Below are 22,477 nucleotides of genomic sequence, written 5' to 3'. Positions count from 1 at the left end.
CGAGGAAATCTTTCTAGGAGAACGATGATTATTGAAAAACTCGTGGGAAACATCCACGAGGAAAGCCATGAGCTGCTCGATGGGCGGCATCACGAAAAAGTGGTTCTGGCCAGCGCCGACTTGGTAAAGCGAATCCAGCGAGTGACGACTGATCATGGTCGGGAATTGGGCCTGCGCCTCGCACCTGGGCCTGACCTGCGCGATGGGGATGTCCTGCTGGTTTCTGAAAAGGATCTCATCACCATTTCCGTCTTGCCCACAGATGTGCTGGTGATCGCGCCGAGGACAGTCTTCGAAATGGGATTCGTCGCCCATTCACTGGGGAACCGGCACCTGCAAGCGCAATTCTTTGACGCGGAATCTGAATATGGGGCCGAGGTGATGGTGGTTCCATACGATCACACCGTAGAGGACTTCCTGAAGCACCATCAGGCACCATACGAGCGACAGGAACGCGTCATGCCCGTTCCCTTCCGGCATGCCGAACACACCCACTAGCTCCGGATACCTGCTGACGCTCATGCAGCTCTCCGACTCGGCTTTGCCTACCGGAGCTTTCAGCCACTCCTTCGGGATGGAAACTTATTTGGACACCGGACATGTGCATGACGAAGCGAGTTTTGCCCAGTGGCTGCGGCTGTTTCTGCAGCAATCGCTGTCCTATACCGACGGATTGCTGCTGCGTCTTGCCTTCGAAGCGGAAGATGATTCTCGCATTGTCGAATTAGACCAGCTCATTAATGCGTCAGCTTTGCCACGCCAGCTACGTGTCGCAGCACAGAAAATGGGAGCGCGAATGCTCGCAGTCGCACTGGCCGGTTTCGCGGTTCCAGCATTGCAAAGCTATCAGGCAGCAATCCGGTCTGGGGTCTGCACAGGGCATCCAGCCATCGCCTATGCATTGGCTGCTCGCGGTGCAGGCGCCCCGCTTGCCGATGCACTTGGCAGCTACTTGTTTTCGACGGCAACCAGCCTGACACAGAACGCGATTCGTGCCATCCCCTTGGGACAAGACGCTGGACAACGCGTGATTCGCCAAATGCATGAGACGGTGAACGCGGCGATCACAAGGATTTGCATCATGGATGACCGGGACTTGGGTGTGGCCACCCCGGGATTGGAAATAGCCCAGATGCGCCATGAGCACCAGCGTGCACGCATGTTCATGTCCTGAAGATTCAATCGACCGTCGCAACGGTCCTAACAGATTCGAGGAAAAGATTATGGAACCAATTCGCATCGGCATCGGCGGCCCAGTTGGCGCCGGCAAGACACAACTCATCGAACGCATCACCCGTGCTTTGGAGGCTGAAATTTCCATGGCAGCGATCACCAACGACATCTACACCATTGAAGACGCCAAGATTCTCGCCGCAAATGGCGTACTGCCCTTGGACCGGATTGTCGGCATCGAGACGGGCGGTTGCCCGCACACCGCCATTCGTGAAGATACGTCGATGAACGAAGCGGCTATCGAGGATCTGAAGGCCAAGCACCAAGACCTCCAGATCATTTTTGTCGAGTCCGGAGGCGATAATCTTTCGGCGACCTTCTCGCCCGAACTCGTGGACTTTTCCATCTACATTATTGACGTTGCCCAGGGGGAGAAGATCCCGCGCAAGGCAGGCCAGGGCATGATCAAGTCCGACTTGTTCATCATTAATAAAACCGACCTCGCGCCATTCGTCGGGGCTGATCTGTCGGTCATGGAGTCTGATTCCAAGCAGTTCCGCGGTGACAAGCCGTTCTGCTTCACTAATCTGAAGACCGATGATGGACTGGATCAGGTGATTGCTTGGCTCAAGCACGACGTGTTGATGACGGATCTTGCTTAGTGGCTGAACGACGACTCACCGGTGAGCTTGATCTGGGTATCGAGCGCAGGGCAAACAAGGACATAGCCACCAGCCAGTTCCATCAAGGAGCCCTGCGCGTGCTTCGCCCGCACTACCTCGATAGCACGCCACAAGTCTGCTACACGGTGATCAACCCCGGCGGAGGGTACCTCGGTGCAGACCAATATCGTATTGGCATTATTGTCGGCCCGGGTTCCAGCTTGCTGCTCACCACTCAATCCGCGACCAAGATCTACCGAACGCCCCAAGGCGAAGCGCACGCGCAGTTGACTCTTGAGCTGGGCGAGAAGGCCGTGCTGGAATACCTGCCGGATCAGCTGATCGCCTACCGCGACGCAAGCTATCGCCAAGAGACGATCGTTCACATGCAAGAGTCCAGTTCTCTGGTCCTGCTTGAAATCATCACACCGGGCTGGAGCCCCGATAGCGGACGGTTCAAATACCAGCGGATTCGTCTTCGCACTGAAGTCCATATCAACGGTAAGCTCTCGGTCCTGGACAATCTTCTGGTGGAGCCTGGCACCCAGGAGGTCGAGTCAATGCTCTATCTGCAGGGTTTTACCCATGTTGGCATGCTGCTGGCGATTGATTCACGTATCGACAGCAACATGGTTGAGCAGCTTCGAGACCTTGCCTATGATGTGGCGCAACAGCAGAAGGAACACGTCCAAGTTGGAATTTCCACGACAGCAGCACCGGGGCTGTCCATACGGACCTTGGGCACTTCAACCGAATCGGCGGCCGCTGTGCTGATGAGCATTGTCAATGAGCTGCGAAGCCGGCTTCGAAGCCAGAATCCTGTGGAACTACGCAAATTCTAAGGGTTATTGACCCCTTTGCAGATCAGCCAGCGGGACAATTTCGTCGCAATGCTCTTTGAGCGAAGCTCGATCATGCGACGCTACCACTACGCAAGCGCCTTCATCTGCCTTGCTGCGAAGCACCTCGAAAATCACTGTGGTCGTTGCAGGATCGAGGGATGAGGTCGGCTCGTCGCACACTAGCAGTGTTGGATTCAGGCTGAGCGCCCGCGCCAGCAATGCTCGTTGCAGCTGCCCATCAGAGACTTGGGAAGGATGCCTATCAAGCACTTTTTCGGTCAGGTGCAACTGAGCAGCCAGCGCCAGCAGCTGCTCCTGATAATGCTTGGGTGCCGGACGTGAACGACGGTCACGAAATGCCAAGGGGGCGGCGATCGTCTGGGCGAGCGTCAGCCGCGGATCGGCAAACCTTCTGGGATCCTGGGGGAGTACCCCAATGCGTCGACGCACGTTGACCGGGATTTTTGGCGTACCCTTGTCCGAGGGGATAGGGATCTGATCAATACGGATCTGGCCCGTATCTGGACGTTTTAATAGCGCTGCCAATGCGAGCAGGCTGGTCTTTCCTGCGCCAGATGGAGCGGTCAGCCCCACCATGTGCCGGTCAGGAACGTGGAGGGTGGTCGGTGGGAGGATCTGGCGCCCCACGGCATTGAGAGTCACCGCATTCATCGTCAGGGTCATGCGATGCTTCCTTGTTCTTGAGCTATTGGTTGCGGCGAAACCAGTTGCCCGCTGTCCATGGTATAGACGGTTGTGGCGAGGTGTTCGGCTAACTCGGCATCGTGGGTCACCATCAAGATGGCTGCACCGTCATTTGCCGCGCCGCGCAAGATCTCCGTGATGACCAGCCGAGTATCCCGATCCAATGCGCTGGTGGGTTCGTCAAGCACTATGCACGCTGGGCGGCTGACTAGTCCCAGGGCCAGGAGCGCGCGTTGCGCTTGCCCTCCTGATAGTTGGTGGGGGTAGTGGTCCAACAGGTGGGAATCCAAACCGAATACTTGCCAATAGCCTTCAAGATTCTGAGTGGTTGCATCACGAGCGTGCTCCCGGAATGCTCTGGCCAATGCTTTGCGAAGTGTGCGTACCGGATTGAGCGCGGTTGCCGCTGAACCGGGGATGAAAACGAGTTCTTTACCCAACATCTGACCGCTGCGCGCGTTGCCGCAGGCCTGGCCGTTGATGGTCACCGCGGTTGATGCATCCAAAGTAGAAGGCAGCAGCCCAGCGATGGCTCTGAGGACCAGCGTTTTCCCTGCCCCTGATGGCCCCATGAGAGCGGTGATTGACCCGCCTTCTGCATTGATCTCCACGTGATCTATGAGTACATCGGCGCCGGCGTTGACTCTCACGCGTGCGGTGAATCCTGTGCGGGGTTCACGAGTCGTGTGAGGCGCCTGGGCGCGAGCACCTTTCCGGTGGCCTTTGGCTGAATGTTGCGCAGTTCGCGCTTTCTCCTCGTGCTGGGCAAGCCCTGCCACGGCCCAGCAGGCCAGGATCAGGACTGCCGAGGGGAAGAGCAGCAGCCACCACGAGCCGGCAAGGATTCCGCTGCGTGCGTCTTCCAAAAGCAATCCGAGGGATGCGGCCTGCGGCGGTAGCCCCACGCCCAGGAAGGAGAGGGCGGATTCGTGCCACATGGCATGCGGAACTTGCAAGCCAAAGGCAATTGCTATCTGGGGCAGCACTGCAGGGATGAGATGCGTTCGCCAGATGGCCATCGTGCTGGCACCGGACGCGGCGGTGAGCTGGACATAGCCGCTTTCCCGTTCGGCGAGCAACTTGGAGCGCAGCACGCGGGCGACCTGCGTCCAATGGGTCAGCGCTATGGAAAGGACGATGGCCCAGATTTGCCCTGGCCATAGGGCCAAGATGACTATGGACAAGAGCAGGTGCGGTATTGCGTTGAGGCCGTCGATTGACCGGCTGATGATGCCGTCAATGAGTTTCCCGCCGGTCACCGCGACTGTGGCCGCGACGATGCCCAGAATCGTGGCCAACGTTGCTGATCCCAGAGCCATCAGCAATGAAACACGCAGGGCTGCAGCCGTTCGGGTCCACAGATCGCGGCCCAGCTGGTCCGTTCCGAAGAGGTGTCCTGTCCCGGGATGCTCGTACACCGCGGTCAAATCAATGGCGTCGATGGCGTGGGAGTTCAGCATGGGAACCAGCAGCGCATAAAGCATCAGTGTTGCGCCTATGGCTGCAGGCAGGATTGGCAACCGTAATCTACGCATGGCTCACCCTAGCGTCGGCCATCAAGTACGCGGCATCAGCCAGCGCATTGCCGGCGAAGACAGCGAGGGCCGAGCAGATGGTGACCGCTGCGAGCAGGGCGAAGTCGCCGGCTACGGCTGACTCGATGACAGCCGAGGCGATCCCGGGCCAAGCGAAAATGGTCTCGATGATCAATGCGCCCGTGATCAACTCGCCCAGACGGGATCCGATCACGGTCAAGAAGGGCAGCAGGGCTTGAGGCAGGGCTTCGCGCAGCAGGATGTTCTTGGCTCCGCGGCCCCGGGCTGCCAATACCGAATCGGAGTCCATGGCTTCAATGAGTGATGTTCGGAGATTGAGCAGCAGCCAGGGCAATAGGCTGAAGGCCAGCACTGTTGCGGGCAACAGCAAATGAGTGGACAGCGAGCCGAAACTCGGGACTTCGCCTGCCGCCGCGATACCGCCCGTCGGCCATCCCAAAGGGAGCGCGATGACGGCAATGGCGAGCAAGGCAACGACAAAAAGTGGAATTGATTGAGCCAGGTGGGCGATGGCAAGGACGACGCGATCGACGAAGCCAAGCCGGTATTTGACTGCGGCAAGGGACAAGAGCAAAGAGGTCCCGATCGCTAGGATCAAGCCGCTGGCGGTCAACAAAAGTGTGAGCGGAATACGCTCGGACAATACCTGCGCCACCGGGCGGGCCTCGATCAGCGAGGAGCCTAAATCCCCGTGCATCGCGCGGGAGATCCAGTGTGCCCAGACCTGAAGCCAGGACTGGTCTAGCCCGAGCTCCGTTCGGAACTTTTCGCGCAGTTCGAGGCTGGTGTGCGCATAGCTTGAGCCGAGATAGCTGGCCAGGGGGTTAACCGGGGCAACGCTGGCAAGGGCAAAAACCACTGCGGTCAACCCGAGTGTCGCCGGAAGCGCCACGAGTGCTCGTCGCATCAGCAGCGTGCCTGCCAAGCGCCAGCGATGCACTTCAAATGCAGAGCTCACTTGTTGGCCCATTGCCCTATTTCTGCCCAAGGACCCCACGCAGTTCCGTGTTCGTGGGGTTCGAGCAATGTGCTGGTTGTGTTCCATCGCTGATGCACTGAGCTTTGTTGAACGTAGCTGTGGTCGATGAAGGCGAGAAGTAGCATCGAGGGATCCTCGACGTAGAGTTCTTGCACCTTTTGATAAGCCTCGATTCTGGATTTCTCGTCCGTGCTGGTCCGGCCTGTGTGCAGTTCCCGGTCCATGTCTTTACTGGCATAATGGCTGGGGTTGTCATAGTACGCGCCGGCTTTCGGATAGCTTGAGTGCAGCATCTTGTAAAGCTGGGTGTCGACGTCGTAGGGCGTATCTCCACCGCCGAGCATGATGGCATCCTGGCCTACGCGTGGCTCGGCTTGATCGAAGGTGGCTGGCTCAACAGTGATAGCGATTCCGTAGGGTTCAAGCTGTGATGCGAGGGCCAAGGACAAATCCCTTCGCAGGGTATCGCCGGGATTGAAGAGCAGCGAAAACTCCGCGCGAGACCCATTCTTGGCAAGTATTCCGTCCGTTCCGGCCTTCCAGCCAGACGCATCGAGGATCTGTCTCGCACGAGTAGGATCATGCTTGAAGACAGCCTTGGAATTGTGGTAAGTGCCGTATTCCGGCGGGACGAACGTGTAAGCGGGCCGCCCAGCTCCGGCGAGTACGCCAGAGATGATCTCTTCGCGGTCTACGGCAAGGTTCAATGCCAAGCGAACCCCGGGGTCTTTGGTGAAAGGGTGGTTCGACGGTAAGGAGATGCCACGCCAATCCGCGCTGGTGGCCGTGACGACTTCAAATCCTTCGCGCTGCGCAAAGCCGGATGCTAGCCGCGTCGGCAGGATGGTACCGGTGTAATCGGAGCCGGCCATGGCCTGGGTGCGAGCATTGTCGTCGCTGGATTCAGTGTAGGAAACCTTCTTCACTGCTGGGGCGCCGTCTCGGTACTCTTCATTTGCGCTCAGAACCAACGACGAGCTGTCGAAGCTATCAAGAACGTATGGGCCGGTACCAATCGGGCGGCGATTGAGTTCTGAATCGCTGACGGGAGACGCAGCCTGGATTTTCTCGGATGGCGCGATGCCGATAAGCAGGGAGGTCTTAAAGGAGGCTTGCGGTTCATGCAGTGTGAAACGGACTCCATGAGGACCGTGTTCCTCGACAGCAGCCATATTCTCTATCGTGCCAGCCAGCGGCGAGGCGGTGCGCGGATCCTGGATCGCTCGGTAGCTTGCAACGACGTCGGCAGGATCCAGGGACGTTCCATCGCTGAATTTTATGCCCTGTCGAACGGTGATATCCCAAATGAGGCCGTCGGCGGAAATCGAAGGCTCCTCCTGCGCCAGGAGAGGAACGATCTGCGGTAGAGATTTCGCCTCGCCTTGAAGTGTGAAGAGTGATTCGTTTATTTTTCCAATGCCGTTGTTATCAAACCCTGCTAGGGGGTTGAGCGTGGCAGGCAGGGATGGAGTGAGTAAATTTACCGCGGATTTCTCCATTGCAGCAGAGCTAGCTACCTGACACCCGCTGCAGACAATTACGATGGGTAGGAGAATTGCTGCTGCGCGGGATATCGGTTTGCGCACGGCACGGGTCCTTTCAAGAAAAGGTGGGGGTCTTTGTTGCCCTCAGAATACATGTGTCCACCCGGACAGATGTCAGTATTACTCACTGTTTTTAACACAACGTCGTAGCGGAGAATCGTGACTGGGATAGAGCTTGAAAAAATAGGTTCCGAAGCACTCTCGAAAGTTCAGGCCACCATCCCCGAATGGATTGGGGTTTTCTCCCTATGCGCTGATGAAACGCGCATCAAGCTGCTCATCGCCATGCATGCGGCACCGGGTTCTTCGGTCTCGCAATTGGCCGAGGCAACCGGTCTTTCGCCGAACACGGTTACCCAGGCTTTGGCGACGCTTCATCGAGCCCAAGTGGTTCAGGTGGAACGGGATGGCAGGTATCGTCGCTGGCAGTTAGTGCACCCCGGCATCCACCAGTTGCTGCATCAGCTGCAAGCGCCACATTCGGTAGTCCATCCCGAACACTAGCCCCGGATTCCGGTAGGCGGCCGGAATCCGGGCAAGGCAAAGCCCTGGCATTCCTCGTTGTCGCTACGGCGAGCTCCGATGGATGCCAGGGCGGCGCAACAAGCTAAACTGGATGGCTAGCGCTTTCGAACCACGCGCGTCTCATCCCAGACGGGTTCCGCGGATTCGTACACGGTTCCGTCCGATCCGAAGACCAGGAACCGGTCAAAGCTCTTGGCGAACCAGCGGTCATGGGTCACCGCGAGAACGGTTCCTTCAAAAGCGTTGATGGCTCGTTCCAGGGCTTCGCCTGAGTGCAGATCCAAGTTGTCAGTCGGTTCATCGAGCAACAGCAGCGTTGCCCCGGAAAGCTGCAGCAGCAAGATCTGGAAACGTGCTTGCTGCCCGCCCGAAAGCGACTCGAACTTCTGCTCGGATTGTCCAGCCAGGCCATAGCCATCCAAGGCACCTGCCGAGGCCTCGCGAGGCAACCCGGAACGGTGCTCGTCTCCGCGGTGCAGGATCTCCAGCAAGGTCCGCCCGAAAAGATCGGGCCGTGTGTGGGTTTGGGCGAAATAGCCTGGGCGAATTCGGGCGCCGAGCTTGACCGTCCCTTCGTGCTCAACCTTGTCGATCACCACGTCGGAGACGGGCAAATGCTCGCGTTCCGGCTCGCTGCCGCCACTAGCCAGCAGGCGCAGGAAATGAGACTTTCCTGAACCATTGGAGCCGAGGACGCCAACGCGATCACCAAACCAGATTTCGGTTGAGAATGGCTTCATGAGGCCACTGAGTTCAAGATTTTCAGCGACAACTGCGCGTTTTGCGGTACGGCCACCCTTGAGCCGCATTTGCACATTCTGCTCCAGAGGGATGGCCTGGGGCGGGCCCGCTTCCAGGAACTTCTCCAAGCGAGTGGTGGCTGCATGATAGCGGTTGGCCATGTCGGAACGGAATGCGGCCTTGGTCTTGTACATATTGACCAGTTCCTTGAGCTTGGCGTGCTCCTCGTCCCAACGCTTGCGCAACTCCTCAAAACGTTCGTTGCGTTCTTGGCGGGCTTCTACGTAGCTGCCGAAGGAACCGCCGTGGATCCAAGCGGTTGCTCCGCCATGCCCTGGTTCCAGGGTGACGATGCGGGTTGCCGCATTATTAAGAAGTTCGCGGTCGTGACTGATGAAGAGCACTGTTTTGGGGGAGTTGCGCATCTTCTCTTCGAGCCAGCGCTTGCCGGGAACATCGAGGTAGTTATCTGGCTCGTCGAGCAGCAGCAGGTCATCATTGCCCTCGAACAGCGCTTCGAGGACCAGTCGTTTTTGCTCGCCGCCAGATAAGGAGCGGGCCAGTCGGGATGCCGCCTGATCGAACTCGATGCCCAGAGCCGCCATGCAAACCTTGTCCCAGGTGGTCTCGAGTTCGTATCCACCTGCGTCGCCCCATTCGATAATGGCTTCGGCATAGCGCATGTGGACTTTTTCGTCCTCGCTGGTCAGCATGAGCTCTTCGTATTTGGCGATTTTTTCCGCGGCTTGCGCCAGGGCTGGAGCCGCTGTGGACAAGAGCAATTCCTTGACCGTGGTCTCATCGCGCACCTGGCCAACGAACTGGCGCATGATTCCCAATGAACCGGTACGGTTAATCGATCCTTCGTCAGCCTTGAGATCTCCTGCGATGATCTTGAATAACGTCGTTTTGCCCGTTCCGTTCGGGCCTATCAAAGCTGTTTTGGTTCCTGCGGAGACCTTAAAGGTCACACCGCCCAGCAGTTGGGTGCCGTCGGAAAGGAAATATTGGATGTCAGTCACGTCAATATGGGCCACCGAACCATCCTATCCGAGCGGCAAGTGAGCAGTATGCCGGGCAGTGCGAGGCGTTTAGTCGTACTTGTAGAATCCTTCGCCGGTGGCGACACCTAGCTTGCCTTGATCGATGTACTGCGTCATAAGCATTTCAGCAAACTTCTTGCTGGTTTCATCTCCGTGGCTGGAGATGTGATAGGCGGTATTCAAGCCGACGATGTCGTAGATTTCGAAGGGGCCGTAGGGAGCTCCGGTGCCCAGCTTCCAGGTGGTATCAATGGTGGAAGCATCGGCGACCTCGTTGACTAATAAGTGGCTGGCAGATTCGAGGAATGGGACCAGCAGAGAATTCAGCACGTAGCCCGGTTGCTCCTTGAGCACGCGAATTGGGACCAGCCCGGTGCATTCCGCGAATTCGACTACGGCTTCGTAGGCTTCCGAGCTAGTGGCCGCAGTGCCCATGACTTCGCCCGTGTTGTTTTTCCAGATGTTATTCGCATAGTGCAAGGCCAGGAACTGTGCGGGCCGTCCCGTGAATGGGGAAATATCCGACGGCAGCAAGGTCGAGGAATTCGTTGCGAAGATGGTGCGTTGCGGTGCGAAGGAGGAAAGCTTCTGATAGGTCTCTTCCTTGATCTTCAGATTCTCTGGCACTGCTTCGATGACCAAATCCGCATCCCGGACAGCGGTGGCCATATCCGAGGTTAGCTGGATGGATTCCCGGGCTGCTTTCGCCTTGGCCGGGTTTCCGAAGAACGATGCGTACTCATTCACCAGGCTGTCGAGCCGATCTGCAGCAAGCTGCAATGCGGCATCGCTGATGTCGTAACCGATGACCGGCAGGCCATGGTAGGCGGTTTGGAAGAGGATCTGCGAACCGAGCACGCCGGTTCCTAATACGGTGGTATTCGTCAGCTTCATGTTGATCTCCTTGAAAATTGAAGTATTACTGCGAGTCTCCACTTGTAGTGGAAGTGATGCAACTAAATGTGAGGAGTGGAACCATTCGACATGTTTCGTCCCGCTGCTTGTCGCCATTCGTTCACCGGCAATTTGTTCTCCACTGAGAATCTTGGGAGGAAACGGCTAGCAGCTAATAAGGGAGAAGCGAGTGCATCGTGCTGCAGGTAAAAGTATCGGATTAGTCGTGGCAGCAATGTTGGCCACGAGCATTGCCAGTCCCGCCGCTGCTGACAGCAGTGAGTATTTTGAGCGGGTCGCCACGTATCCGGTGTACCAAAATCATCCCGAGGGCGTGGAAGGAACCACGGCAGCAGAGATTTCCACGGTTTCAGACGACGGTAAAACGCTCATCTACTCGGATGCCTTGTCCCGAAGTGTCGGATTTGTCGATATTTCAGATCCATCGAACCCCAGGGGCCTCGGTTTGCTGGGGCTGCACCAACTTGGCAGTGCCGAGGACGAGCCTACAAGCGTCGCAGCCTACGGGCCATACGTGTTCGTCGTGGTCAATACGTCCGCAAGCTACAGCGAGCCCTCCGGCCGGCTGGACGTCGTGCGCATCGCCGACCGCTCGCTGGCGCACAGCTTCGAGCTACCCGGGCAACCCGATTCCATCGCGATCTCCAAAGACGGCGCCTTCGCCGGTATTGCCATCGAAAATGAACGAGATGAGGACGCCGGCGACGGAGGCCTCCCTCAAGCGCCAGCGGGTGCAGTGGCGATCCTCGATCTGGACGGGCAAAGCCCGGAGAAATGGAACTTGCGCGAAGTCCCGCTGACCTCAGGGACTCCAAGCGACCCGCAGGCGTTGCCATTGTTGACCAAAGCCGGCCTGGACACCCCACAGGACCCGGAACCAGAGTATGTAAGCATCAACTCCAAAAACCAGCTGGCGGTTACCCTCCAAGAAAATAACGGCATGGTCATCATCGACCTGCCAAGCGGAAAGCTCAAGCGAGCATTCACCACCGGACATGTCGACCTGCAAGGAATCGACACGAGCGATGACGGGCGACTCGATACCGAAGGTTCACTGCGCGATGTGCCCCGTGAACCGGACGCGGTAGCGTGGCTCCAAGATCGGTACCTGGCCACGGCCAACGAGGGCGACTGGAAAGGCGGAAGCCGCGGGTTCTCCATCTTTGATTCCCGCACCGGAAAAGTCGTATGGGATTCAGGCAACAGCTTTGAACACCTCGCAATGGGACAAGGGCTCTTCCCGGAAAAGCGGGCTGACAAGAAGGGCACGGAACCAGAGGGACTGGCAATCTCACGATTCAACGGCGTCGATTATGGTTTTGTTGCGTCGGAGCGGGCCAATTTCGTAGCAGTATACGACCTATCGGATCCGAAGAAGCCGCGATACCTGCAAACCCTGCCGAGCACCAACGGGCCGGAAGGAATCTTGCCGATTCCAGAACGCGGGCTCCTGGCGGTCGCTTCCGAAACCGATGAGGACGAGGTGCGTTCAGCGCTCTCCCTCTATTCCTTTGGCGCCGATAGCCCGCAATACCCGCAACTTGTATCACCACAGGAATCGCTGGTTCCGTTTGGCGCGCTGAGCGGGCTGAGCCCTGATCCAGCTGACCCGAATAAGCTCTACGCAGTCAGTGATAACGCCTATGCGCCGCGGATATACGACATCACCCTTGGGACTCCTGCTTCCGTAGACAGTTCGATCCCTGTTACCGGAGCAAGCACCGAGCTTGACCTCGAAGGGCTGGCCGTACGAGAAGACGGGGGCTTCTGGGCGGCTCACGAAGGCGCTGAAGGAACCGAGAACATGTTGGTGGAAATCGATCATTCCGGCACGGTCACCGAAGAAGTCCCGCTGCCAAAGGAAGCTGTTGGTTCACTGCAGAAGCAGGGGCTGGAAGGCGTTACTGTGCGTGGAAGCGGGGAAGGCGAGCAGGTGATCTTCACCCTGCAACGAGAGGTTCCGGGCGAGGATTTTGTTCGTCTTGGCAAGTACTGGCCGGCAACCGGCGAGTTCAGCTGGTACGGATACCACTTGGAGGAAGCAACAGAAGGAACCTGGAACGGGTTGTCGGAAATCACTGCTCTGCCTGATGGCTCGTACGCAGTCATTGAACGTGACAATCAAGCTGGTCCAGCAGCCAAGCACAAGGCGGTGTATCAGATTGAATTGCCTGAAGATGGCGATCGGCCTGAAGATGCTGGTGTCAGCATGCTGAACAAGAAGCTGGCCGCCGATGTCTTGCCGACGCTGGAGGCTACCCACGGCTGGACGCAAGAAAAAATTGAAGGGCTGGCCGTGGCTGGCGGGGAAGTATACGTCGTCACGGATAACGACGCCGTAGACGAGGCTACCGGAGAGACAGTTTTCGCCTCGCTGGGCCAGGCCGCCGATGTCTTCGATCTGGACTCCAGCTCGCCAAGCCCGACCACACAGCCAAGCGAATCTCCGTCCTGGCCGGCCCCGCAGGAGAACGAACAGGAACCCGGCCAATCGCCGGAGTCCGCGGATCCTGAGGAACCAGAGACACCTGAACAAACCCGGCCTGAACAGAAGCCGCAGGCAGAGGACCAGGATTCGATATCCGCGGAATCCGAGGAAATTGATGCAGAGCAGGTCGTGCAAACTGGACGACAAGGGAATTTGGCGGAGACCGGTGCCAACAGCCTGTGGCTGATTCCCGTTGGGTTGATGGTGGCCCTGCTCGGAGCTGCCGCGGCCTATAAGTCCGCGCGCGGCTCTCGGGCCAAGCAGTAAGGAACTAGTCGTAGAAAAGCCTCAGGGCGTGGCAGCCGATGGCTGCCACGCCCTGAGGCTTTTCTACGCTAGAGGAAAATTAGTTCTTCTTCTGCACCTGGGAGAGAACCACTGCGGCGACCGCGGCAACAATAAGCGAAACAATCAGGAACTTGCCGCCCTTGTGGGATTTCTCCTTCGGAACCAGATTCTTCTGCGCAGTCTGGACTGCGTTCTGCACCGAGGCACGGGCCCGCTGTGCGGCCTTGGAATTGCCGGTGACATTTTCAATCAGGTTGGAACCAGCCTTGCTGATGGCATCGGCGTTGACACTGGAAACAGCCTCGGTCCAGCCGCCACGGATTTCCTTGGGCAGCTCTTCCTTGGCAGCCTTGGCGAGTTTCGCCAACGACTTTTCAACTTCTTTAAAGCTCTTAGCAGTCTTCGACATGTTTTCCTCTCTGATGGACCTTTAGGCCTCATCTTCCACCCTAGCCAGCGAGCGGTTGGCTCTCAAGTGCCGGGCATTGCGCTCAGTGCGAACTGAGAATTCGCCGGATCCGGGTACTCAATGCGCTGATCAGGCATATCAGCATCATGACCGCGGCAACAAGGCAAACCGTGGCAAAGATCGGAGAGGTGGCGTGCCCTGAATACCGGTCGAGAATGATCCAGGCCAGAACCCACAACGCTCCAGCGTTCAAATAGATGCCCATCGGATTCTTGAAGCTGATGGCACAGAGGAACAACGCAAGCAGGATAATCGCCAGCGCACTGGATCCTTTGAACATCAAGGAGTGCGGGTTTCCGTGATGCATCGCGGCAAAGGCCAAGGCCTCGGCAACGATGATCACTGATAGCCAACCAGCAAATAGCCCGAAACAAGCCCTGGTAATCCAGCGGTCGATGCGGTGTTCCAGGGCGCTTCGGTCAAGGGACACGACAATTCGAATGAGTACAGCCAACAGCGCCGCTCCAGCCAGCAGGCTCATGCCGATCAGCCCGCGCTGCAGGCACAAGACCCATACCGCGTTGGACAGCACCATGGCCACGACCCAAGGCCGGATACGCCGGTGCACCTGCACCTGCCACCGCGAGACTCCCTGCCAGATGGCGTAGGCAGCGAGACAGGGGATGAGGGCGAACCAGGGGAGCAGGCCGATGAGCGGGACAGAAGAGACAGTGGCGTCTTGTCCAAGCCAGCCACCGGCAATATCCCCAAGATCTGGCGCAGCGAAAACCGCCCAGACGGCCCAGCTCAAACCCAGAAGCATCAGGACCGCGTAGCCACCAGAAACCAGCTTTAATTCCACAATTTTGAATTTATCATGACGGGCGTGTTTGGGCGTGATGCCACCGCTAGAGTAGAAGAATGACTGATCTTTGGGTGCGACATGCGATTTCTCAGCTCAATGCCGACGCGAACCGCAGCGCGGATACCCACCTGCTGCGTTTTGAACTTCCCATGCAATGGGGGATCGAGCTGTACCTGAAAGACGAATCGGTGCATCCCACCGGTTCGCTCAAGCACCGTCTTGCCCGTTCGCTGATCCTTTATGGACTGGTCAACGGGCGCATCACCGAGGGAACCACGTTGGTGGAAGCCTCCAGCGGCTCCACCGCCGTCTCAGAAGCCTACTTCGCCCGGATGCTCGGCCTGAAATTCATCGCGGTCGTGCCCGCCTCAACGAGCCCCGAGAAGATCAGGCTCATCGAGTTCTATGGCGGCCAATGCCACCTGGTCGACGGAGCAGGTCAGGTTGATGCCGCCGCCCGCGAGCTGGCGGCAGAATCAGCTGGCTACTATCTTGACCAGTTCACCTATGCCGAGCGGGCCACCGACTGGCGCGGCAACAACAATATCGCGGAGTCGGTGTATGCACAGATGTCTGCCGAACCGCACCCGATCCCCAGCTGGATCGTGGTGGGGGCCGGCACCGGCGGAACCAGCGCCACCTTTGGTCGCTATGCCCGCTATAAGCAGCACGAGACCCGCCTCTGCGTCGCCGATCCGGAAGGCTCATCCTTCTACGAGGGCTGGCGCAGCGGCAACCTGGACTACGCCACCGGCACCGGGTCGCGGATCGAAGGCATCGGCAGGCCCAAGGTGGAGGCCTCGTTCATGCCCGGGGTCATCGATCACATGGTGCAGGTGCCGGACGCTGCCTCCTTGGCGGCCATGCACTTCCTGCGCTCCAGGACGCGCTACTTCGCTGGCGGCTCCACCGGGACCAATCTCTACGCCGCCTTCGGGATCATCGCCCAGATGCTCGAGCGCGGCGAGCAGGGCAGCGTGGTGACGTTGATCTGCGACTCCGGCGAGCGCTACGCCAATACCTATTACAACCAGCAGTGGCTTGATGAGCAGGGCCTTGATCTGGCGCCCTATGCTGCGCAGATGCAGCGGTTCCTCGATGAAGGCGTGTGGAGCAGCTAGAGCTGGCCCGCTAGCTGCGGCGTGGCGCAGGCATCAAGCCCGTGGTGCTCTTGCGCTGATGCACCGAGAAATATGCCAGGCCTTGCTCCCCGGCGGTGAAACGGCGCTGGCTGTGCGCAGGCAGGTAGATGATGTCTCCGACTTCCAGCTCGATCCGCCCGCCGGCGGTGTGCAACACGCCCGAGCCGGCGAAGATGTGCAGCAGCACATCCAGGGCAGGTCCCAGATGTTCGCCGATCTGCTCTCCGGGCGCCAGGGAGATGACGTTGGCGTCGAGGTCCCGATCTGCCGGTTCCAGCTTCCACAGCGCTCCATTGCTCGCTCCTGCCGGAAGCTTGGAGGTATTGGCCATGCGCTGCGGTTCATTCATCATCTCTCCAGCCTAGCCAATCCGCGCCCGGTTCCGCAGCGTTCCTGTCTCTTGTGGGCTGCGGCACCTCATGGTGTGTTGGGAGGAACCTGGTCCGGGAGGCAAAATCCATGGCACAAGGAAGAACTGCACAGTAGGGTGAGCAGTAGACCCACTGGAACATTGTGTGCAGGAGGAATGTTTTGCCTACCGTAGCCGACCACCTGATTGAACAGCTTGACACCCAGGGGGTGCGCCGAATCTATGGCATCCCGGGCGATTCCTTGAATGGATTGACCGATGCCCTGCGGGAGAACGGCCGCATTCAATGGGTGCATCACCGCCACGAGGAAGCCGCCGCCTTCGCCGCCGCGGCGGAAGCGGAAATCACCGGCGGGATCGCGGTGTGCGTGGGCTCTTGCGGCCCGGGCAACTTGCACCTGATCAACGGCCTGTACGACGCGAATCGTTCCCGGGTGCCGGTGCTGGCCATCGCCGCCCAGATCCCCACCGAGGAAATCGGTTCCAATTATTTCCAGGAGACCAATCCGGTTGAGGTCTTCCGTGGCTGCTCGGTGTATGCCGAACAGGTCTCCGATGCCAAGCAGATGCCTCGGATGCTGCGGATCGCGATGCGCGAGGCCATCGAGAAGCGCGGCGTGGCGGTGCTGGTGATCTCCGGAGATGTCGCCCTGTCGGAGATGGAGCGAGCCGCGACCCAGCAGGTCGTCAAGACCAATCCCCGGGTGCTGCCCAATGAAGCGGAATTGGAGCAGGCCGCCGAGATCCTCGAAGGCTCGCGCAAGGTCACCATCCTTGCTGGTGCCGGTGTGGCCGGCGCCCACGATGAAGTGGTCGCGCTCGCTGACAAGCTGGCCGCCCCGATCGTCCATGCCCTGCGCGGCAAGGAGCATATCGAGTACGACAACCCCTTCGATGTGGGGATGACCGGGCTTTTGGGCTTTGCCTCCGGGGCCAAGGCCATCGATGAATGCGACGTGCTGCTCATGCTGGGCACCGACTTCCCGTACCAGCAGTTCTATCCGCAGCACGCCACCATCATCCAGGTGGATCTCCGAGGCGAGCAGATCGGGCGCCGCACCCGGGTGGATGTCCCGCTGGTGGGCACCGTGAAGGATACCGCGGCCGCGCTGAACGCGCTGTTGCCGGTGCAAACCCATCGCAAGCACCTGGAGAATGCGCTGGAGCACTACCGCAAGACCAGGACCAAGCTTGATGAACTGGCCACCGGCTCAAAGCCGGGAGCTGCTATTCATCCGCAGTACCTGGCGCGGCTGATCGACCAGGCCGCCAACGATGATGCGATCTTCACTGCCGATGTCGGCTCTCCGGTCATCTGGGCCGCCCGCTATCTGACCATGACCGGCAAGCGGCGCGTGCTCGGTTCCTTCAACCACGGATCCATGGCCAACGCCCTGTGCCATGCCCTGGGCGCGCAAGCCATCGACCGCAGGCGGCAGGTGATCGCCTTTGCCGGAGACGGCGGCCTGTCCATGATGCTCGGCGAACTGCTGACCGCGGTCCAGAACAAGCTGCCGGTGAAGATCGTGGTCTTCAACAACTCCTCGCTGAACTTCGTCGAGCTGGAGATGAAGGCCGCCGGCTTTGTCACCTATGCCACGGATCTGCAGAACCCGGATTTCGGTGCGGTGGCCACGGCCACCGGGCTGAAGGGCTACCGCGTGGATGACTCCGCGCAGCTCGAATCCACGATCGCGGAGTTCCTGGCCCACGACGGGCCGGCGGTGCTGGATGTGGTCACCGACCGCCAGGAGATGTCGATGCCGCCGAATATCAAGCTGGAACAGGCCAAGGGCTTTGCGCTCTACGCCATTCGCACCGTGCTCTCAGGACGCGGAGACGAGCTGCTGGATCTGGCCAAGACCAACTGGAGGCAAATGTTCTAGGCGTTTATGCCTATGCTTGTTGCTGGCGCCTTTTGGCGCCAGCAACACTTTGGGAGATCGAGAAAGTTGGCGTTTTGACTTCGCAACCTGCTGCCGCCCATGCGGCCACTACCGAGGATTTCGTTCGCAATCTGGCAGCGGTCAATCAGCGCATCGCCGCCGCGTGCACTGCAGCGGGCCGCGAGGCCGGCTCGGTGCGGCTGCTGCCGGTGACCAAGACCATTGGCACCGAGCGGCTGGAACTTGCCATTGCCGCCGGGGTGGACACCTTGGGGGAGAACAAGGTGCAGGAGGCCCAAGGCAAGTACGAGCACTTCCGCGAGGACTTTCCCCACCTGCGCTACGCCATCATCGGCCCGCTGCAAACCAACAAGGCGAAGTTCGTCGCGCAATTTGCCGATGAGTTCCACGCCTTGGATTCATTGAAGCTGGCAGAGACGCTGCAGCGCCGGCTGGAGCTGGAGGACCGGACACTGGAAGTCTTCATCCAGGTCAATACCTCCGGGGAGGAAAGCAAGTCCGGGATCCTGGCATCCGAGGCCGCCGGCCTGCTGGCCTCCTTGGCTCCTCTGGATCGGCTCACCCCGGTGGGCCTGATGACCATGGCAGCCAACACGAATGACCAGCAGCAGGTGCGCGGCAATTTCGCTTCCTTGCGCCGGATGCTGGAGCAGCTGCAGCAGAACGCTCCGCAGGGCTTCGAGCAACTGTCGATGGGCATGAGCGGCGACTACGAGCTTGCCATCTCCGAGGGGGCGACTGTGGTGCGTGTGGGCCAAGGGATCTTCGGCGCCCGGAATTATGCCTGAGCTGCCGGCTGTGGCAGGGGTCTGAGCTGAAGCAGAGAGGACGGCCAGCTGGAAGCAGCGGCCGTCCTCGGTGCTGTGTTGTGCACAGCGCGGGTCTTTGGCTCCTCATAGTGTCGGTCTCCGGGGCCACACTAGATGTAGTGGTACTCCCTGGGAGGGCACAACTAGATATGGGAGGCGGAACACGCCGAGGAACATCTCACAGGAAGAATTTTTAACCCACATGCACCGCTGGCAGGACTGTGGACAACATTGGGCAGACCCCGAAAAATCGCGGTTTAAACGGGGTCGAATATCCACAGTTCCTGTGGACGTTGGCGGGGAAGAATGACATACTTGTAATACATCATGTTGTGGCCGCTTGACCGGCTAAACACAACATGTAGTATTGAACCCGTTGGTGCGGCTCGCACCAGTAGCACCTCGAAAACTGATTTTTGAGGCATCCGAAAGGACAGCTGGGACTTTCTCTCAACAAGAGGGAAACCGGCCAACATCAAGAATTTCTAAAGGGGATCAGGGACATGGCCATCACGGTTTACACGAAGCCTTCCTGCGTTCAGTGCAACGCTACTTACCGCGCGTTGGATAAGAAGGGTGTCGAGTACAACAAGGTCGACATCTCACAGGATGCCGCTGCCTTGGAGCACGTACGTGGCTTGGGCTACATGCAGGCACCTGTTGTCATCACCGACGATGATCACTGGTCGGGCTTCCGCCCAGACAAGATCGAATTGCTGGCTCCAGCTAACTAAAGCACGAGCCCATTCCGCTCACTTTGCAGTGGAGGCGAAAGAGGATGTCACCTACAGCTCTTGCTGACAAGCAAAACGCTGAGGCCCACGAACCAGTAGAGTTCACGAAATCGAACCTGATTTTCTTCTCATCGGTTTCCGAGAACACCAAAAGATTCGTGGATAAACTCGAGATGGACGCGGCTCGGATTCCGGTTTTTGCGACCGAGCCGCCGCTCATCTCCACCGCTCCGTACGTATTGCTCATCCCCACCTACGGTGGAGAACGAGGCAAGCATTCGATTGTTCCGCAGATCATGAAATTCCTGCGGCATGACGAAAACCGGGCAAATCTTCGCGGTGTAATCGGCGCGGGGAACACAAACTTCGGCGAGTACTACTGCATTGCGGCTAAGCGTATTGCCCAGAAATGCAACGTACCCGTACTTTATACATTCGAACTCATGGGAACCTCAGAAGACGTTCTCAACGTCAAAGAAGGGCTTGAAACCTTTTGGACACCAGCGTCGCAGAATTGGCAGGAACGATGACGAGCTCAAAGGAGCTCCCAGCCCAGTTCCAGGGCTTGAGCTACAACGACCTGAATGCCATGCTGAACCTTTACGGTCCAGATGGAAAGATCCAGTTCGAGGTGGACCGCTATGCAGCCCGCCAGTACTTCCTGGATCACGTGAACAACAACACCGTGTTCTTCCACGATCTTGACGAGAAGCTCGAATACCTCGTGAAGCACGAGTACTACGAGCGCGAGACGCTTGACCAGTACTCGATGAACTTCATTCGCGATCTCTTCAAGCACGCATTCAACAAGAAGTTCCGTTTCGAAACCTTCTTGGGAGCATTCAAGTTCTACACCTCGTACACGCTGAAGACCTTCGACGGCAAGCGTTACCTGGAACGTTATGAAGATCGCGTATGCATGGTGGCCCTGCACCTTGCGCGAGGCGATGAAAAGCTTGCTACCCAGCTGGTCGACGAAATCATCGACGGCCGCTTCCAGCCTGCGACCCCGACCTTCCTCAATGCCGGCAAGGCACAGCGCGGCGAGCTAGTCTCCTGCTTCCTGCTTCGCATTGAAGACAACATGGAATCGATCGCCCGTGCGGTCAACTCCTCGCTGCAACTGTCCAAGCGCGGCGGTGGCGTTGCCCTGTCGCTGACCAACCTGCGCGAGCACGGTGCACCGATCAAGCAGATCGAGAACCAGTCCTCCGGCGTCATCCCGGTGATGAAGCTTCTGGAAGACTCCTTCTCCTACGCTAACCAGCTGGGCGCCCGCCAGGGTGCCGGTGCGGTATACCTGAACGCGCACCACCCGGATATCTACCGCTTCTTGGATACCAAGCGTGAAAACGCTGACGAGAAGATCCGTATCAAGACCCTGTCGCTGGGTGTTGTCATCCCAGACGTTACTTTCGAGCTAGCTCGCAAGAACGAAGACATGTACCTGTTCAGCCCGTACGACGTGGAACGCGTTTACGGTGTGCCGTTCAGCGAAATCTCGGTTACTGAAAAGTACTACGAGATGGTCGACGACTCGCGAATCAAGAAGTCCAAGATCAACGCCCGCGAGTTCTTCCAGACCGTAGCTGAGATCCAGTTCGAATCCGGTTACCCGTACATCATGTTCGAAGATACCGTGAACAAGGCCAACCCAATTGCTGGCCGCATCACGATGTCGAACCTCTGCTCGGAGATCCTGCAGGTTTCCTCGGCTTCCGAATTCGGCGACGATTTGAGCTACTCCAAGGTCGGCAAGGACATTTCCTGCAACCTGGGCTCGATGAACATTGCCAAGGCCATGGACGGCAAGAACCTCGCAGGCTCGGTTGAAATCGCGATTCGCGCCCTGAGCGCCGTGTCCGATATGTCGTACATCGGCTCGGTTCCTTCGATCGCTGACGGCAACAAGAAGTCGCACGCTATCGGCCTGGGCCAGATGAACCTGCACGGATTCCTCGCTCGCGAGCACATCTACTACGGTTCTGAAGAAGGCATCGATTTCACCAATATCTACTTCTACACGATTCTGTTCCACGCCCTGACTGCGTCGAACAAGATCGCTATCGAACGCGGTGAAACCTTCGATAACTTCGAGAACTCGAAGTACGCGTCGGGTGAATTCTTCGACAAGTACACCGATCAGCAGTGGGTACCAGCGACCGAGCGCGTACGCGAGCTCTTCGCTGACATTCACATTCCTACCCAGGAAGATTGGAATGCGCTGAAGGCTTCGGTCATGGAGCACGGTATCTACAACCAGAACCTGCAGGCTGTTCCGCCAACCGGTTCGATCTCGTACATCAACAACTCGACTTCCTCGATCCACCCGGTCGCAGCGAAGATCGAGATCCGCAAGGAAGGTAAGATCGGCCGCGTTTACTACCCGGCTCCTTACATGAACAACGAGAACATCGATTTCTACGAAGATGCCTACGAGATCGGCTACGAGAAGATCATCGACACCTATGCCGCTGCTACCCAGCACGTGGACCAGGGCCTGTCGCTGACTCTGTTCTTCAAGGACACCGTAACTACTCGCGACATCAACAAGGCTCAGATCTACGCATGGCGCAAGGGCATTAAGAGCCTTTACTACATTCGCCTTCGCCAGATGGCCTTGGAAGGCACCGAAGTTGAGGGTTGCGTTTCCTGCGCACTGTAAACCCGCATTAGTGGCCGCCAAGTAGGACATTAATATCACGAAGCGGCTGCCGTTTGGTCCAACCTAACGGCAGCCGCTTTGTATAAATACTCAAGTCAGAACCAGTAGATTCTGG

Annotated in this window: 21 protein-coding genes; 12 read left to right on the top strand and 9 right to left on the bottom strand. The window is 58.4% G+C overall.

Features of this window, described 5'->3' with window-relative positions; all coding sequences use genetic code 11:
* The first annotated feature begins 24 nt into the window (after positions 1-24).
* From ureE to OF385_RS08610, 4 genes are read left to right on the top strand one after another with little or no spacing between them, the layout of a single operon-like run.
* Complete coding sequence (gene ureE, locus OF385_RS08625; protein WP_264275027.1) at positions 25-498, top strand: urease accessory protein UreE; 474 nt, start codon at positions 25-27, stop codon at positions 496-498.
* The gene (locus OF385_RS08620; protein WP_264275026.1) at positions 479-1,174 is read left to right on the top strand and encodes an urease accessory protein UreF; all 696 of its coding nucleotides are present in this window, start codon (positions 479-481) and stop codon (positions 1,172-1,174) included. Before ureE ends, OF385_RS08620 begins: the two co-directional genes overlap by 20 nt.
* Positions 1,175-1,220: 46 nt before the next feature.
* Positions 1,221-1,835 (top strand): urease accessory protein UreG, encoded by a 615-nt coding sequence (ureG, locus tag OF385_RS08615; protein ID WP_264277884.1) that lies wholly within the window; start codon positions 1,221-1,223, stop codon positions 1,833-1,835.
* Complete coding sequence (locus OF385_RS08610) at positions 1,835-2,677, top strand: urease accessory protein UreD (protein WP_264275025.1); 843 nt, start codon at positions 1,835-1,837, stop codon at positions 2,675-2,677. The genes ureG and OF385_RS08610 overlap by 1 nt, the downstream gene beginning before the upstream one ends.
* A gap of 3 nt (positions 2,678-2,680) precedes the next feature.
* Here OF385_RS08610 and OF385_RS08605 read toward each other — a convergent pair whose 3' ends face one another.
* The 4 genes from OF385_RS08605 to OF385_RS08590 are packed head-to-tail and all read right to left on the bottom strand — an operon-like array spanning position 2,681 to position 7,416.
* Positions 2,681-3,361, bottom strand: coding sequence for an ATP-binding cassette domain-containing protein (locus tag OF385_RS08605; protein ID WP_264275024.1), 681 nt, complete (start codon positions 3,359-3,361; stop codon positions 2,681-2,683).
* Complete coding sequence (locus tag OF385_RS08600; RefSeq protein ID WP_264275023.1) at positions 3,358-4,917, bottom strand: ATP-binding cassette domain-containing protein; 1,560 nt, start codon at positions 4,915-4,917, stop codon at positions 3,358-3,360. Before OF385_RS08600 ends, OF385_RS08605 begins: the two co-directional genes overlap by 4 nt.
* Positions 4,910-5,896, bottom strand: a complete 987-nt coding sequence (locus OF385_RS08595) for an ABC transporter permease (RefSeq protein ID WP_264275022.1) — start codon at positions 5,894-5,896, stop codon at positions 4,910-4,912. Before OF385_RS08595 ends, OF385_RS08600 begins: the two co-directional genes overlap by 8 nt.
* Positions 5,893-7,416, bottom strand: a complete 1,524-nt coding sequence (locus tag OF385_RS08590) for an ABC transporter substrate-binding protein (protein ID WP_264275021.1) — start codon at positions 7,414-7,416, stop codon at positions 5,893-5,895. Before OF385_RS08590 ends, OF385_RS08595 begins: the two co-directional genes overlap by 4 nt.
* A gap of 204 nt (positions 7,417-7,620) precedes the next feature.
* Between OF385_RS08590 and OF385_RS08585 the strand changes: the two genes are divergently transcribed.
* The gene (locus tag OF385_RS08585) at positions 7,621-7,965 is read left to right on the top strand and encodes an ArsR/SmtB family transcription factor (RefSeq protein WP_264275020.1); all 345 of its coding nucleotides are present in this window, start codon (positions 7,621-7,623) and stop codon (positions 7,963-7,965) included.
* A 116-nt stretch (positions 7,966-8,081) separates the two neighbouring features.
* Here OF385_RS08585 and OF385_RS08580 read toward each other — a convergent pair whose 3' ends face one another.
* Together OF385_RS08580 and OF385_RS08575 are read right to left on the bottom strand one after the other, a co-directional pair.
* On the bottom strand, positions 8,082-9,764 hold the full coding sequence (locus OF385_RS08580; RefSeq protein WP_264275019.1) for an ABC-F family ATP-binding cassette domain-containing protein: 1,683 nt from the start codon (positions 9,762-9,764) through the stop codon (positions 8,082-8,084).
* A 54-nt stretch (positions 9,765-9,818) separates the two neighbouring features.
* The gene (locus tag OF385_RS08575; RefSeq protein WP_264275018.1) at positions 9,819-10,664 is read right to left on the bottom strand and encodes a 3-hydroxyacyl-CoA dehydrogenase; all 846 of its coding nucleotides are present in this window, start codon (positions 10,662-10,664) and stop codon (positions 9,819-9,821) included.
* 235 nt (positions 10,665-10,899) lie between these two features.
* Here OF385_RS08575 and OF385_RS08570 point away from each other — a divergent pair, with 235 nt between their 5' ends.
* Complete coding sequence (locus tag OF385_RS08570; RefSeq protein WP_264277883.1) at positions 10,900-13,440, top strand: esterase-like activity of phytase family protein; 2,541 nt, start codon at positions 10,900-10,902, stop codon at positions 13,438-13,440.
* 79 nt (positions 13,441-13,519) lie between these two features.
* Here OF385_RS08570 and OF385_RS08565 read toward each other — a convergent pair whose 3' ends face one another.
* Positions 13,520-13,870, bottom strand: coding sequence for a hypothetical protein (locus OF385_RS08565; RefSeq protein WP_264275017.1), 351 nt, complete (start codon positions 13,868-13,870; stop codon positions 13,520-13,522).
* 82 nt (positions 13,871-13,952) lie between these two features.
* Positions 13,953-14,732: a hypothetical protein gene (locus OF385_RS08560; RefSeq protein WP_264275016.1), complete on the bottom strand. Its 780-nt coding sequence runs from the start codon at positions 14,730-14,732 to the stop codon at positions 13,953-13,955.
* Between the two features lie 59 nt (positions 14,733-14,791).
* Here OF385_RS08560 and OF385_RS08555 point away from each other — a divergent pair, with 59 nt between their 5' ends.
* A complete protein-coding gene (locus tag OF385_RS08555; RefSeq protein ID WP_264275015.1) occupies positions 14,792-15,856 on the top strand; it encodes a PLP-dependent cysteine synthase family protein in 1,065 nt (354 codons plus the stop codon).
* A gap of 10 nt (positions 15,857-15,866) precedes the next feature.
* Here OF385_RS08555 and OF385_RS08550 read toward each other — a convergent pair whose 3' ends face one another.
* Positions 15,867-16,229 (bottom strand): cupin domain-containing protein, encoded by a 363-nt coding sequence (locus tag OF385_RS08550; RefSeq protein ID WP_264275014.1) that lies wholly within the window; start codon positions 16,227-16,229, stop codon positions 15,867-15,869.
* Between the two features lie 179 nt (positions 16,230-16,408).
* Here OF385_RS08550 and poxB point away from each other — a divergent pair, with 179 nt between their 5' ends.
* From poxB to nrdE, 5 genes are all read left to right on the top strand, one after another.
* Entirely contained in the window at positions 16,409-18,133 is a 1,725-nt protein-coding gene (poxB, locus tag OF385_RS08545) for a ubiquinone-dependent pyruvate dehydrogenase (protein WP_264275013.1), read from the top strand.
* 74 nt (positions 18,134-18,207) lie between these two features.
* Positions 18,208-18,942 carry a YggS family pyridoxal phosphate-dependent enzyme gene (locus OF385_RS08540; protein ID WP_264275012.1) on the top strand — a complete coding sequence of 245 codons (735 nt, stop codon included), beginning with the start codon at positions 18,208-18,210 and terminating at the stop codon, positions 18,940-18,942.
* A gap of 524 nt (positions 18,943-19,466) precedes the next feature.
* Entirely contained in the window at positions 19,467-19,697 is a 231-nt protein-coding gene (nrdH, locus tag OF385_RS08535; protein WP_013349130.1) for a glutaredoxin-like protein NrdH, read from the top strand.
* Between the two features lie 44 nt (positions 19,698-19,741).
* The gene (gene nrdI / locus OF385_RS08530) at positions 19,742-20,227 is read left to right on the top strand and encodes a class Ib ribonucleoside-diphosphate reductase assembly flavoprotein NrdI (RefSeq protein ID WP_264275011.1); all 486 of its coding nucleotides are present in this window, start codon (positions 19,742-19,744) and stop codon (positions 20,225-20,227) included.
* Positions 20,224-22,362, top strand: a complete 2,139-nt coding sequence (nrdE, locus tag OF385_RS08525) for a class 1b ribonucleoside-diphosphate reductase subunit alpha (protein WP_264275010.1) — start codon at positions 20,224-20,226, stop codon at positions 22,360-22,362. Before nrdI ends, nrdE begins: the two co-directional genes overlap by 4 nt.
* Positions 22,363-22,477: the final 115 nt, after the last annotated feature.

This window comes from Glutamicibacter sp. JL.03c, from assembly GCF_025854375.1.
Lineage (GTDB): Bacteria > Actinomycetota > Actinomycetes > Actinomycetales > Micrococcaceae > Glutamicibacter.
Note: the sequence above shows the minus strand (reverse complement) of the source record. Positions and strands in the feature narration are given on the sequence as shown.

Coding starts and splice junctions, on each gene's coding strand:
- ureE (WP_264275027.1), top strand. CDS start 25: ATGATTATTGAAAAACTCGTGGGAAACATCCACGAGGAAAGCCATGAG.
- OF385_RS08620 (WP_264275026.1), top strand. CDS start 479: ATGCCGAACACACCCACTAGCTCCGGATACCTGCTGACGCTCATGCAG.
- OF385_RS08605 (WP_264275024.1), bottom strand. CDS start 3,361: ATGACCCTGACGATGAATGCGGTGACTCTCAATGCCGTGGGGCGCCAG.
- OF385_RS08600 (WP_264275023.1), bottom strand. CDS start 4,917: ATGCGTAGATTACGGTTGCCAATCCTGCCTGCAGCCATAGGCGCAACA.
- OF385_RS08590 (WP_264275021.1), bottom strand. CDS start 7,416: ATGGAGAAATCCGCGGTAAATTTACTCACTCCATCCCTGCCTGCCACG.
- OF385_RS08575 (WP_264275018.1), bottom strand. CDS start 10,664: ATGAAGCTGACGAATACCACCGTATTAGGAACCGGCGTGCTCGGTTCG.
- OF385_RS08570 (WP_264277883.1), top strand. CDS start 10,900: ATGTTGGCCACGAGCATTGCCAGTCCCGCCGCTGCTGACAGCAGTGAG.
- OF385_RS08565 (WP_264275017.1), bottom strand. CDS start 13,870: ATGTCGAAGACTGCTAAGAGCTTTAAAGAAGTTGAAAAGTCGTTGGCG.
- OF385_RS08555 (WP_264275015.1), top strand. CDS start 14,792: ATGACTGATCTTTGGGTGCGACATGCGATTTCTCAGCTCAATGCCGAC.
- OF385_RS08550 (WP_264275014.1), bottom strand. CDS start 16,229: ATGATGAATGAACCGCAGCGCATGGCCAATACCTCCAAGCTTCCGGCA.
- nrdH (WP_013349130.1), top strand. CDS start 19,467: ATGGCCATCACGGTTTACACGAAGCCTTCCTGCGTTCAGTGCAACGCT.
- nrdI (WP_264275011.1), top strand. CDS start 19,742: ATGTCACCTACAGCTCTTGCTGACAAGCAAAACGCTGAGGCCCACGAA.
- nrdE (WP_264275010.1), top strand. CDS start 20,224: ATGACGAGCTCAAAGGAGCTCCCAGCCCAGTTCCAGGGCTTGAGCTAC.